General features: G+C 42.3%; 7 protein-coding genes. 3 read left to right on the top strand and 4 right to left on the bottom strand.

The annotated features are described in order from the left end of the window. Positions 1-9: 9 nt before the first annotated feature. The 4 genes from ACGE0T_RS17575 to ACGE0T_RS17560 form a co-directional block, all read right to left on the bottom strand. The gene (locus tag ACGE0T_RS17575; protein WP_459187878.1) at positions 10-981 is read right to left on the bottom strand and encodes a fimbrillin family protein; all 972 of its coding nucleotides are present in this window, start codon (positions 979-981) and stop codon (positions 10-12) included. Between the two features lie 59 nt (positions 982-1,040). After that, positions 1,041-1,949 (bottom strand): DUF5119 domain-containing protein, encoded by a 909-nt coding sequence (locus ACGE0T_RS17570; protein ID WP_459187877.1) that lies wholly within the window; start codon positions 1,947-1,949, stop codon positions 1,041-1,043. 98 nt (positions 1,950-2,047) lie between these two features. Beyond that, entirely contained in the window at positions 2,048-2,899 is an 852-nt protein-coding gene (locus tag ACGE0T_RS17565) for a helix-turn-helix domain-containing protein (RefSeq protein ID WP_459187876.1), read from the bottom strand. A 10-nt stretch (positions 2,900-2,909) separates the two neighbouring features. Next, positions 2,910-4,433 (bottom strand): glycoside hydrolase family 10 protein, encoded by a 1,524-nt coding sequence (locus ACGE0T_RS17560; protein ID WP_459187875.1) that lies wholly within the window; start codon positions 4,431-4,433, stop codon positions 2,910-2,912. Between the two features lie 960 nt (positions 4,434-5,393). On the opposite strand from ACGE0T_RS17560, the gene uvrA reads away from it, so the two are divergent. The 3 genes from uvrA to ACGE0T_RS17545 all read left to right on the top strand — a co-directional run bounded on the left by uvrA (position 5,394) and on the right by ACGE0T_RS17545 (position 13,921). Beyond that, positions 5,394-8,183, top strand: coding sequence for an excinuclease ABC subunit UvrA (gene uvrA / locus ACGE0T_RS17555; RefSeq protein ID WP_459187874.1), 2,790 nt, complete (start codon positions 5,394-5,396; stop codon positions 8,181-8,183). A 76-nt stretch (positions 8,184-8,259) separates the two neighbouring features. Continuing rightward, positions 8,260-11,655, top strand: coding sequence for an ATP-binding protein (locus tag ACGE0T_RS17550; RefSeq protein WP_459187873.1), 3,396 nt, complete (start codon positions 8,260-8,262; stop codon positions 11,653-11,655). Positions 11,656-11,701: 46 nt separating this feature from the next. Next, complete coding sequence (locus tag ACGE0T_RS17545) at positions 11,702-13,921, top strand: DUF2339 domain-containing protein (RefSeq protein ID WP_459187872.1); 2,220 nt, start codon at positions 11,702-11,704, stop codon at positions 13,919-13,921. Positions 13,922-13,974 lie beyond the last annotated feature (53 nt).

The raw sequence follows: 13,974 nt of genomic DNA, 5'->3' as shown, positions 1-13,974 counted from the left end.
ATTGATCTATTAGTTCTCAATATTGCCATTACCGCTACCTCCATTTTGGATAGAGCTTACTTCTGTTGTAATGGAGATATTATCATTAAATGTAAGTTCAATATTGTGCAAGTAACCAGCTAAAGTACCATATTTATCTGTACCGGAAACATTTGTTTTTATTCCCAATATATTTATTGATTGTGTAGCACCAGTATTGTACTTTTCTGTTTCAATTGCTATTTTGAGATCTGTAGCATTTTCACCTCCAAGCCCTGGTAGTAAAAATTTTGCAGGAATTGTAATCGCATCTATATTTTCTCCTGTTGAATTATCATATATTGTTATATCTGCATTATTCGGAGTGTTACTTGCTGTAATAGCCCTGTTATCTAATGACAGATCTAATGTTTTAGGCATATCTTTGATAATGATCTTTTTTATTTTTCCAAAAGCCGTTTTTGCACTTGCAGTTGCGACCAATTTGATTTGTACTTGAGATAACATATGATCAAATTTCATTTTAGAGTTTGTTGCATCTGTTTGCAATATCTTAGTTCCTGCATCATAAACTTGACTACATAAAATATCTTCTTCGCCAGTTTGTCCGGAGAATGTGATGATATTACTTGTGGGGTCTGTTGCTATTTGAGGATATACTCCAAGAAAATAACTATTAAGAGGAGTTTCATCGTTATTATAATATTTTTGGTCACCGGTTAATGGAATACTACCATCTGCTCCAACTGTATATTTTCCAACAGTATAGCTTGCCCAACTTGAAGGAGTACTGCTTCTATCTTGTCTTAACAATGTGATATTATTGTTCTTTAGTTCTGTTAGCGGAGTGGCTTTAGTAGTGATAGCTCCAACCCCAGCATTCAATTTAATTTCCACCTTTTCCCCATTACCCACTTCATCTACCGGATCATTATTGCTTGAGCAGCTAACCATAGCTGCAATGCTTGCCATGGCAAGCATACTTACTGCTAAATTTTTCATGATTATGAATTTTAATTTGTTAATATATTATTCTCGTTTGTTATTGTATAAATTGCTGTTTATTCGATTATCAGGTTGTCGCCGGAGGCTACTTCCCAGTGGTTGATTTTTACTGTGAAGGAGGGGCCGGGTATAACGGACGCTTCTATCGCTACGTCAATAGAGTTGCCATTTGTATTGTCCAGGGAAGTTCCTAAATCAATATGAGAGGAAGTTGTGCTGCCATCGGATAAGGTAAAGTCTAAAATTATCTCATGGGTGGTAGGGACAGGCTGCTCTTCTCCTTTTTCTTTCGGTTTTCCCAGTATCAAAATGTTTGCATTTATTCCTTCCTCTGAAGGAGTCGTTTCGAAAGTAATATCGGTCTGTGTATTCTCTCCAATAACCTGTTTGCTCAGGCTTATGGAGGTCGGCATACCGCTTATTGCTCCTTTGCAACCGGCTACGTTTTCTATTCCATCTACTTTGATTGCTATGGACAGGTTCCGGACTAATGATTTGGGAGTAAAAGTGATCGATTTATTATCCCCGCCTATTATTTCTAACTCGTCTACTGCTATCCCGTACAATGGGATCGTTCCGGTTTGGGTTTCATTTGCTGCTTTCGTTATGGGAATATAAGCTTCTGCTGTTTCAAAACTTTGCATATTCCTGAAAGCGATATTGTCCGCATCACAGTTAAATACCAGAAGTCTGTACCGGGCAGGTGGTAATGTGAAATTTAACATTGCCGTATTGTTATAGTCCATCTGTATGGTAGAACCTCCCTCTATTGGATAAAAGCAGTACCGAAGCTGGGTAGGAGCGGGATATCCTGGTAATAGTTGATCCCATTGAAAGACATACTGTACGTCTCCTTGCTCCTCGTTATCCGGCGTCTTGTCCGTGCTGCATTTTATCATTGTTGCAATAATAAGGCAACACGCACTCAGGATGATACCTGCTTTTATACAACTTATACTGTTCATTCCTGTTTTGCTACGTGGCAAATGTAGAGAGAATAGTAAGTGATAAAATTGCTTTTTCTAATCAAAAAGTTGTAAAAACAGTCGATAATCCTTGATTTTTATAGATTTTCATCTTTCTCGTTGCGGATCGCACGTGGAGATTTACCGAAGTTGGCACGGCAATAATGTGAGAAGTTAGAGAGGGATTCGAAACCGAATTTATAGCAAATATCAGAAATAGACATTTCTGTTGTCGTCAGGTCATTGTGGATATCCTGGCATTTTTTCTTAGTCATCCATTGGTAAGCCGGTTCACCGAATGTTTCTTTGAACAGGCGGCGGAATGTCGGTGTACTATACCCTCCCAGTTGGGCAAAAGATTCCACATCTTTTGCTTTCAGGTAATTTTGCATTACGAAATAGCGGAATGTTTTGCTATACCTATATATAGGTGCATAAAATGCCGCCATATCTTTCAGGGGATAATAGCAGTTTAGAAGGTAATAAAGTTCCGTCCGCTTGGCATTCAGAAATTCAGCGCAAATAAGAGAATCATTCAGATACATTTTAATACCGTTGATATACAACCGGAGCGGGAAACACATCTGCATGATGGTCGGAGTTATCTGCATATCTTTAGCCAGTTCGCTTCCTTTGTTGAAGCGGTCTGAACAGAGGCTAAGCGGCTTCTCGAACAAATATAAAATACATTCGAGGTTTTCGAGAACCTTAAACTCTACGGATGAACCTATCGGTTGCAGGATGAATTGCCCGTCATGCACAATACTGTTCGGATGCTCTTCGCTTTTTACCTGCACACTGCCTGAAACAATGAAATAGATTGTATTCTGCGAGCATTTGGACTTCGGTACTACGATTCCTTTCGGGAAGGAACGGTACTTGAATACCTGTGTCTGCGAATGCGGGCAGGTGGCACAATCTGTGTATTTCAGACAGGCTATGTCGGGCATACGGCTGGTTTTAGAGTTTTATTTTTTTGCTTTTTCCGTTGCTTTCGTTGTGGAAACGGTCTACAGCCGTAACTACATAACGATATTTCAGCTTTCCTTTATCATAAGGTAGGAGATAACCTGATTCGCGGGTGATAGCCACGATTTTAGACGGGTCGCTCAGGTTGACAGGCTCTCCGTCCATGAAACGGTAAACGACAAAATAGTTTGCCAATTCCGGATTGGTCGCGCTCTGCTCTGCTTCCCAATGTAGCAGGAAGCCTTTAGGCGTCCATTCTGTTTTCAGTTTCTTCACTTCTTTAGGAGCACGGTCGTGCATATGCGTATATGCAGGTATCAGTGCCGGGTAACGGTGGTAATTCCGTTTCAGGCTGTCGGCTACCCCTTTAGTGTTCCATAGAATTTCGTTGGCAGGCCAGAAACAGTTGCCTTTCACGTTGGGCAATGCACGTTCATAGCGCATCTTGCGTGTCAGTTCGCCCGCTTTCATGGTACGTTCCACACTCTGGCCGAGGTAAAGATGGCATCCCTTTGAGTTCTTGTCCCACCATTTGACCAAGGTGATATAGTCGGCGGCAGGATGGCCTATTTCCCAATATATTTGAGGAATATTGTAATCGATCCATCCCTGTTCTTCCCAGTAAAGAATATCAGCATATAAATCGTCATAGTTTTGCAGTCCGTTGGTATTACTGCCCGAACCGTCGGGTGTACTTTTTTTATTGCGGTAGATACCAAACGGGCTGATGCCGAAACGCACCCACGGTTTAGCCAGTAGAATGGTACGCTTCAATTCCCTGATTAGGGTGTTTACGTTTTCTCTTCGCCAGTCTCCACGTTGGGCAGCAGTGTATCCTTTATTTAAACCGTATTTCCGGAAACTCTTATCGTCGGGAAAAGGTACTCCCGGTGCAGGGTATGGGTAGAAATAATCATCCATATGAATGGCATCCACATCGTAACGGGTAACGATATCACGTACAACACGGCAGATAAACTGACGGCTGTCCGGCAATCCCGGGTCAAACAAAATTTGCTTGTTATAGGTAACGAACCATTCAGGATGTTTATTGTAAATATGGCTATCTGCAAACTGGGTGCTGCCGGAGGTGCTGGCGCGATATGGGTTCAACCAGGCGTGGAATTCCATATTCCGTTTGTGGCATTCTTCAATCAGAAATGCCATCAGGTCGAAGTTGCCGGCAGGAGCTACACCTTGTTGTCCGGTATAAAAACGGCTCCAGGGTTCAATATCCGATTTGTAGAAAGCATCGGCTTCCGGACGGACTTGGAAAACGATCGCATTGATGCCGCATTTTTGCAGGTAATTCAGTTTGCGGACAAAATCTTTCCGCATCTGTGCGGGTGTCATGTTTTTGTATTCACCCTGAAAAGCGGTCTGTATCCAAGCTCCGCGAAATTCCCGCTTTGCTTCTTTCTGTGCCGTCTGTTGTGGAATCTGTTGAGTGGTCTTACAGGATGTTACTGCGCATAACAATAAAACCACAAGCAGACGAAGATATTTTGAAACCATGAACGTGCTGTTGTTTTTATAACTTTGAGTATTTTCTTACAATATGCATGCAAATATAACAAAAGTTTGGTTTAAACGAAGAAATGGTTTACATGCTTTGTCCGGGAGGTTAAAATTTCGATCTGTAATGGTAGTATAGCTATCTTTCCTGCATCGATAAACCTTCCGGTTAAAACTACTATCTTTTTGCAAAATGTTTGTGTTTTGCTTTGTTTTGTGGTATTTTATCAGAATAAAGTCGCTTGCGCTGACACGTTAGACGCGAATAAATGGCTTTTTAGGGAGAACCGGGCTTTTTTTCAGGCAAAAAGAGACTGTTTCTGCACTATCCGGTACCTTTTTTCATTTACTCTGGGGGTATTTTCAATTAGTACCGCTACTAATTCCAACTACTTGCGGACCAAAATCCAATAGTCCGCGCGGACAAAACACCTATATTTTGACTTCAAAGCATATATGTTTCGATTTTAAAGCATATATGTCCTGTTTTTAGATGTTATTGGGCATGGACGCGGTTCTGGAATGATTGAAAAACCGAACTTGATGCGGATGTTAAATAGTTTATTATATTCTGAAAAACGTAACTATATGATTTGACGCGGATGACGCGGATAAACGCGGATTAAGAAATATAATGCCTGTATTAATCCACGTTTATCTGCGTCATCCGCGTCAGAAAATAATATCCGCGTCCTGTCATTCCGTAATTGTAAATCTATCAGCGTAAACAAACTGATAAACCTTAACCTCGCAAGAGTGGCATATTTGAAACGCTTCCCGTATCAACCTCCATATAATCGCGTATAAAGGAGTTGTTTTGTCATTTTGTCAAAATGATATAAAAGAGGAAGTCTTCTTTTTTCATACCGTATTATCTCTCGGTTTTATTCCTTACCTTTGTATAGTAGATTTAAACAATAAGCCGCCGGTTGTTTTTCTACCGGCAACAAGATAGATATTATGTCTGAAAATCATTCTATATTCATAAAGGGTGCTCGCGTCAATAACTTGAAAAACATCGATGTCGAGATACCTCGCGACAAACTGGTTGTCATCACAGGATTATCCGGAAGCGGAAAATCATCACTCGCGTTTGATACGTTGTATGCGGAAGGACAGCGCCGTTATGTGGAAAGTTTATCAGCCTATGCCCGGCAGTTCTTGGGGCGTATGGGCAAACCGGAATGCGACTATATAAAAGGCATACCCCCTGCCATTGCTATCGAACAGAAAGTGAACACGCGCAATCCGCGTTCCACGGTGGGGACTTCTACCGAAATATATGAATATCTGCGTTTATTGTATGCCCGGATTGGAAAAACGATTTCACCTATATCCGGAACGGAAGTAAAGAAACATCAGGTAAGCGATATTGTAAAAGAGGTATTGGCTTATCCGGACGGGACCCGTTTTGCCGTTTATGCTCCTGTGATACTACCGGAAGGACGTTCAATGAAGGAGCAACTCGAGATTTTGCAAAAAGAAGGATATTCCCGTTTGTCTTTCAATGATACCGTTTATCGTATTACGGAAGTACTTGCCGACGAGGCATTACTGGCATCTTCCGGCATCGAACTGTTGATAGACCGTCTTGCTGTTTCGGAGGATAAAACATTGAAAAGCCGTCTTGCCGATTCTGCAGAAACGGCATTCTTTGAAGGACATGGTACGTGTATTATCCGTATTTATGCAGCGGAAGGTACGATTCAGAAAGAATACTCCAAACGGTTTGAAGCCGATGGCATGGTTTTCGATGAACCTTCGGATATGATGTTCAGCTTTAATAATCCGTTGGGTGCCTGCCCTACCTGTGAAGGGTTTGGCAAAGTGCTCGGGATTGATGAAAACCTGGTTGTGCCGGATAAAAGCCTTTCCGTATATGAGGGAGCTGTAGTCTGTTGGAAAGGCGAAGTCATGAGTGAGTGGCTACGGGAGTTTATAGCCGACAGTGAGAAATACAACTTCCCGATCCATCGCCCTTACTACGACCTGACACAGAAAGAAAAGGATTTGCTTTGGCATGGTGCTAAAGGGGTGAACGGGATCGATGCCTTCTTTAAATTCGTAGAAGAAAATTTATATAAGATACAATATCGTGTGATGCAGGCACGTTACCGGGGAAAAACGGTTTGTCCGGTTTGCCATGGTTCACGCCTGCGTCCGGAAGCCCTTTATGTACAAGTGGGGGGGAAGAATATAGCCGAACTGGTTACCATGCCGGTTACCGAAGCGAAAGCCTTTTTCGACCGTTTGGAACTGGATGAGAATGATGCCGCTATCGCTAAGCGGTTGCTTGCCGAGATAACCGGGCGTTTGCAGTTCTTGCTGGATGTAGGACTGGGGTATCTTACGTTAGACCGTTTGTCCGCTACTTTATCCGGAGGGGAAAGCCAACGTATCAATCTCGCCACTTCGTTGGGCAGTAGCCTGGTTGGTTCCCTTTATATACTGGATGAGCCGAGTATCGGGCTGCATTCCCGTGATACGGATTTATTGATAAAGGTGCTTCGCCAGCTGCAGGCTTTGGGCAATACGGTGGTTGTGGTAGAACATGATGAAGAAATTATCCGGGCTGCCGACTACATTATCGATATAGGTCCGAAAGCCGGACGTCTGGGCGGTGAAGTGGTTTATCAGGGGGATGTAAAAGACCTGAAAACGGATAGCAACAGTTATACGGTTCGTTACCTGACCGGGGAAGATAAGATAGAAGTTCCTGCATTCCGCCGTCCGTGGAATAATTATATAGAAGTGAAAGGCGCCCGTAAAAATAACCTGAAAGGGGTGGATGTGAAGTTCCCGCTGAATGTGATGACCGTTGTAACCGGTGTCAGCGGGTCAGGAAAGAGTTCACTGGTACGGGATATTTTTTATGAAGGCGTAAAACATTATCTGGATGATGCTGCAAGGTTGATGGTCGACTGTTCGGGATTGAGCGGCGATATGCAACTGATTAAAAGCATCGAGTTCGTAGACCAGAATTCAATCGGTAAGAGTTCCCGTTCCAATCCGGTAACCTATATAGGCGCCTACGATGAGATTCGTAAGTTGTATGGCGAACAGGCTTTATCGAAACAAATGGGATATACGGCTGCTTATTTCTCTTTCAATAAAGAAGGCGGGCGTTGTGAAGAATGTAAGGGAGAAGGTAAAATCACTGTCGAAATGCAGTTTATGGCAGATATTACGCTGGAATGTGATGCTTGTCATGGAAAGCGTTTCAAATCGGATGTCTTGGAGGTAGAGTATCATGGAGCAAGCATCTATGATATGTTGGAAATGACCGTCAACCAGGCAATCGAATTCTTTGAACAGCATGCCGGAACACAGGAGAAAAAGATTGTCCGGAGGTTGAAGCCATTGCAGGATGTAGGGTTAGGATATATCAAACTGGGACAAACTTCTTCCACTCTTTCCGGTGGAGAAAACCAGCGTGTGAAACTGGCTTACTATCTGGGACAGGAGAAACAGGAACCAACACTTTTCGTGTTTGACGAACCTACTACCGGTCTGCATTTCCATGATATCAAAACCTTATTGAAAGCTTTCGATGCATTGATAGCCAAAGGACATACGGTGGTTATCATCGAGCATAATATGGATGTGATAAAGTGTGCGGACTATCTGATAGACCTGGGACCGGAAGGAGGAAATGCCGGCGGGAACCTGGTTTGTGCGGGAACTCCGGAAGAGGTGGCACTTTGTGCAGACTCCTACACCGGCAAATATCTGAAGGAGAAGTTACAGTAAACTTATTTTTTCCGTGCCGACAAGAGCAACCAAAGATAAAAAAACTCTATTTTTGTTTTTAATAATAAAACAATAAATGGAATTGTATAAAAATCATCTGTTTTTAAAACGAATATTGTTGTTGCTGTTGTTACTCTCTGCTTTAGATGTATGGGGACGTAGAGCTAATAATAATCCGGAGAAAAGCATCCTGCTTATCAGTTCGTATTCACCGATTAGGGAAGAAGGAAATCATGTGATTTCTGCATTTGTAGAACAGATGTCGGAAAAAATGCCGGCAAAAGTGCAGGTAGAATATATGAGCAGTGAACAATACCCTCTTTTTTCTTCCTGGCAGGAGTGGATGATACAGCTATTCCAAGCCTATAAAGATAAGCCGGATGTGGTGGTATTGCTTGGCAATGAGGCATGGTCTTCCTATAAGATGACATGTAAAGAAGGTTGGAAGGATATACCGGTTGTATTAGGGTATGTCAAAGAGACTTTTGTGGATTATGAAAAGAATACGGACTCGGATGTCCTCTTTTCCGATGGAATACATTATATCTCTGATACTTTCGGTGGATTTAAAGTTACCGGATATTTTTTCAAGGATTATATAATGGAGAACCTGTTATTGATAAAACAGCTCCAGCCACAAATACGCCATGTTGCTTTCTGCTATGATAACCGGTATGCAAAAGGGTTCTATCTGAATAATTTAAAGCAATTGTTCGATAAGATTGACTCGTTGGATTTATGCTATTTGTCCGGCACCGATTTCACAACGCCCGAATTACTGGATTCGATTGCGAAAATGGATGATTCTTATGCCTTGCTTTCTTCCGGATGGTATACGGATGCCGTGTGTAACCCGCATGCTTATACCATGTTGCACAATGAATTGGCAAGGATGGAGTCTTTTCCTGTTTATCAGGTGATGGATCAGAGCAGGGCGAATATGAATTATATAGGCGGTTATTATGTTTTGGGTGTGGAACAGGGACGCGATCTGGCATTGCTTACTTATGATGTGCTGACAAAAGGAATAGAAAACAGCCCGGCATTCCAGCAAACGCCTGCCCGACCTCATTACTATATTAATTATCCTGTATGGCAGGAAACAGGTATATCTGAAGATTTTCTTCCGGAAGGAGTTTTGTTTTATAATGCTCCGACTTCCATATTGGAAGATCATCCTTTGTCTGTTTTGTGGTTTAGTCTTACCATTATTTTAATGTTGGTATTACTTATTGTCTCCCTTTTTTACAGGAAACGTAAAGAGCAGTATTATAAAACGGTAAATGCCCACATGATGAACCTGCTTGGGAAGATGCCGGATATGGTAATGATCTATGATGAGAATTTAAATATCAAGTACATTATAAATCCTTTGGAGCAGGTTTTGTTCGGAACAGACTGGAGAAAGCTTATCGGGGTAAATGTTTGGAATATAAAAGAGATTTATCCGCTGTCGGATTCAGCTTTGGCTGAGTTGGCACAGAATGTAACCCACACCATGAAAACAAGGGAAGTCCGGGTATTTAATTATGAATTTGTCAAAGGCGGAATCACTTATTATATAAAGGCGCGTACAGTACCTCTCGAAGATAATCAGTTGATTTGTTTTATGCATGATGTAACTCCGTATGTGAAAGCGGAAAGGGAGATTCTGAAGTTGAAAACGTTCTTACAGTCCATTATCGATAATCTGCCGGTAGGGCTGTTTGTAAAGGATGTCTCAAATAAGTTCCGTTACCTGTTTTATAATCAGAAGGTGATGGAGATTAACGGAAACTCAACATCCATTGTATTGGGTAAAAATGATAATGAAATCGGAAATCCTACAGCCGAATTATTCAGGAAAGAAGACTTGCAGGTATTGCAAAGTAATACCCCCGTCTCGTTTGAGTTTGTCCATAAAGATCCGAAAACCGGAGACCCCCAGAGATGGAGTGTCGTGACTAAAACGAAATATCTGGATGGCGAGGGACGTCCTTATATTATAGGGACAGTCGTGGATACGACGGAAATACGTAAAAGTGCATTGGAGTTGGAGAATATCCGTAAAGAATTGTCTATAGCCCTTGATGCGGGAACCATGTCCGCCTGGTGCTATGATATAGAGAAGAAGGAATTTTATTCTTTATATAAGGAAACGGTTGCCAATGAATCATTGTCTTATGAAGCGGCAATTCAGATATTGCATCCGGATGATGAGGCAAAGTACCGTAGGTTTATGGATAGGCTTTCTTCCGGGCTGGATGAGAAGTCGAAAGAAATATTCCGTTTTAAACGGACGGCTGAATACAACTGGTATGAAACATATGCCATCGCTTTGAAATCCGATAAAACGGGAGAAGTGATCCAGATTATCGGAACGGAGCGGAATATCACGGTCGAAATGCAGCGGAATAGGGAACAGGAAGAGAATAAGCTGAAACTGGATTTTACGCTGGATGCTGCTCAGATTATTTCGTGGGAGTTCAATGTGGATACATCAACATTCTATTCTCCGAAATCGACAATTTTTGAAGAAGCAACAATTCCTCTGGAACTTTATTTGACATTTGTGCAGGAAGATGATGCTCTGGTACTGCGTAAAGGGCTGGAGGACTTGTCGGCCGGGCGTATACGGGTGATGGATGTTCAGATTCGTATTCAGACGGAAGCTTTAGGATCGCGCTGGTTTGAAATGCATGCCGTACCTTATGGGCTGGATGAGGAAGGAAGAGCTACCAAGCTGATCGGTTTACGGCGTGATATTACAGATTTGAAGATGACCAACGAATTGATTGAACTTCGCGATAGAGCGGAAGAATCCAATCGTTTAAAGAGTGCTTTTCTTGCCAATATGAGTCATGAGATACGGACTCCGCTGAATGCAATCGTCGGCTTTTCCAATCTGATAGCCCAGGAAGACGATCCGGACGAGATAGCTGAATATGTTAAGATTATAGAGACGAACAACGAACTATTGTTGCAGTTGATTAATGATATACTGGATCTGTCGAAGATAGAAGCAGAGCAACTGGACTTTAATTATTCGGATGTGGATATACCTGCTCTGTTCCGGGGATTAGAGCAGACTTATGTTTCGAGGGTAAAGGAAGGAGTGGAGCTGATTTGTGAATTGCCGGAGGGGGATTGTTTCATTCACTCCGAGAAAAACAGGTTGACACAAGTGATTTCCAATTTTCTGAGTAATGCCTGCAAGTTTACCTCCAAAGGTTCTATTCGCATGGGATATAAGCCTATAGAAGGAGGTCTGCATTTTTATGTTTTAGATACAGGAAAAGGAATTGCGCCGGAAAATGTACCAAATGTTTTCAATCGTTTTGCTAAATTTGATGCGTTTGTACAAGGTACAGGGTTGGGACTTTCCATCAGCCAGTCGATCATACAACATTTAGGAGGCGAAATAGGTGTGGAGTCCGTCTTGGGCGAAGGTACGGAATTTTGGTTTACTTTGCCTTGCGACCCTCATTCTTGAAAAACGGTTAGAACTGATTTATGAGTGGATTATAACCCCGACTATTATGGAAACAGCATTTTTTATTTTATTAATTCTGGTTATTTGGATTAGCTTACACGGTCAGATTGGAAAAGCCATTTCGAATACGGAGAGCCTGAAGAAAGAAATAGCCGAGTTACGGAAACAACTGGAAACTGCCCGTCCAAAGGCAGAAGCCGTAAAACCCGTTCCGGTGGAAGAAAAGGCGGAAGTGAAAAAGCAGGAAATCCTCTTTGTCCCGCCGAAGATAGAGAGGCCTTCTAAACCCAAAAAGAAGCCGCGTCAGGTTAATTATGAGAAATATATCGGAGAAAACTTATTCGGAAAGATAGGTATCCTGATCCTTGTGATAGGCGTAGGCTTGTTTGTGAAATATGCTATCGACAGGGATTGGATTAACGAAGTGTTCCGTACGGTACTGGGCTTTGCAACCGGTGTCGGGTTGCTTGTGATTTCCGGTAAGTTGCGTAAGACCTACCTGACTTTCAGTTCATTACTGGCTGGCGGTGCATTTGCTGTCTTTTATGTGACGGTGGCGATGGCTTACCATTATTATGGACTGTTCAGCCAGGCATCCGCTTTTATCCTTCTGATTATATTTACAATTCTTGTGACGGTCTTGTCCGTATTGTATAACCGGAGGGAACTGGCTATTATCGCACTGATTGGAGGTTTTATCTCTCCTTTCCTGGTAAGCGATGGAATGGGAAGTTATATGGTACTGTTTGTTTATGTTTCTATCCTGAACCTCGGAATGTTCGGGCTGTCCTTGTATAAGAAATGGGGAGAATTGCCGCTTATCTGTTTTGCTGCAACCTATCTTATCCTTGGTGGTTATATATGGACGGCAGATCTGGATATTGCCCGGAGCCCGCAATTAGTCCATCTGATATTGTTCTCTACCTTGTTTTATTTGACGTTCCTGCTGCCGGTTGTTTCGATATTGAATACGGGAAATAATAAAATAAGCCATTTGTTGCTGGCCGAGGTTTCATTGAACAATTTTATTTACCTGTTCTTCTGTCTGTATTTTTTTAGGGAAATGCAACCGGGGCAGAATTTGAAAGGGCTTTTCCCGTTGGGGATTGCTTTGGTGAATGGAGTTATTGCGTTTATTGTCAGCCGGAGGTCGCCGGAAAATAAAATCCTTTATCCGGCTTTAACGGGACTTGCCCTGACATTTGTGTCCATCGCAGTACCTGTGCAGTTGGAAGGGACTTTCATTACCCTTTTGTGGGCTTGCGAACTGGTCATTGTACTTTGGCTCTTTACCCGTTTCCGTATGGTTATCTATGAGTATTTTTCGATAGCCCTGCTTTTCCTGACCAATGCATCCTATTTGATGGATATGGAAAATGCGGTTACGGAGGGAGGCGTAGTTCCTTTGTTTGCCAATGGTATGTTTGCTACCGGCATATTTACGGGGTTTGCCTTGCTGGTGTGGTGCTGGCTGATGAATCGTGAAAAAGAGATGTTTCAGGCTGTAAACGTGTTGAAATATTCTCCGTTTAATGCATTTGTCCTGTTGAACGGGTGTGCCATATTGTATATTGCCTTTATCCTCGAGTTTTTGCTGAATGTGAAAGACTCACATCTTTCTATGGAACTGGCGCAGACGTTTACGGCTGCCGCTTTACTGGCTCTGTTGTTGTGTCTGAGGAAGCGGTTTCCTGTGGCTGTCTATAGTGGTTGCTATGCTTTCGGGCTGTTCCTGTCGGTTTGTCTTTATGGAATTTGTGCGTTCGCCTATCCGGATATTCAGGAGCAGTTGGCGGAATCTTTGAAATGGATTTCGTTTGTTATCATAGCAGTACACATCTGGCTTTTTGCAAAGAGTTACTATGCGGCTTATGATTTCCACCAAAAGATATCCAATCCCATGACCGGATTGCTTAGTTTCTTATCGACAGTATTGCTGGTTATAGGAGTCAATACATTTCTGAAGGAAGTGGGGTATTCGGGGGAGACGAGTGCCGGTTTTTCCGTTTCGCTGATTATTGCCGGTTTCGTGGAAATGTCGTTAGGAATGAGGCTGCATCAAAAGTTCCTGCGTATGGTGAGCTTGCTGACCTTCGGTATTGTACTGGTTAAATTGATACTGGTGGATATCTGGCTGTTGCCTACTGTGGGTAAAATAATCATTTTTATTATCTTAGGGGTCATATTGCTTATCCTTTCTTTCCTTTATCAGAAACTAAAGAAGGTTTTGTTTGAGGCGGATGAAAAGAATGATGTGATCTGTTAACACTGACTGCGATGCACTGCTCCCGTAGCCTTACTCTTTTGCTACCGATAGCA

Source organism: Parabacteroides sp. APC149_11_2_Y6, from assembly GCF_054506995.1.
The sequence above is the reverse complement of the archived record's forward strand: the minus strand, read 5'-3'. Positions and strand labels throughout refer to the sequence as shown.

Coding starts and splice junctions, on each gene's coding strand:
- ACGE0T_RS17575 (WP_459187878.1), bottom strand. CDS start 981: ATGAAAAATTTAGCAGTAAGTATGCTTGCCATGGCAAGCATTGCAGCT.
- ACGE0T_RS17570 (WP_459187877.1), bottom strand. CDS start 1,949: ATGAACAGTATAAGTTGTATAAAAGCAGGTATCATCCTGAGTGCGTGT.
- ACGE0T_RS17565 (WP_459187876.1), bottom strand. CDS start 2,899: ATGCCCGACATAGCCTGTCTGAAATACACAGATTGTGCCACCTGCCCG.
- ACGE0T_RS17560 (WP_459187875.1), bottom strand. CDS start 4,433: ATGGTTTCAAAATATCTTCGTCTGCTTGTGGTTTTATTGTTATGCGCA.
- uvrA (WP_459187874.1), top strand. CDS start 5,394: ATGTCTGAAAATCATTCTATATTCATAAAGGGTGCTCGCGTCAATAAC.
- ACGE0T_RS17550 (WP_459187873.1), top strand. CDS start 8,260: ATGGAATTGTATAAAAATCATCTGTTTTTAAAACGAATATTGTTGTTG.
- ACGE0T_RS17545 (WP_459187872.1), top strand. CDS start 11,702: ATGGAAACAGCATTTTTTATTTTATTAATTCTGGTTATTTGGATTAGC.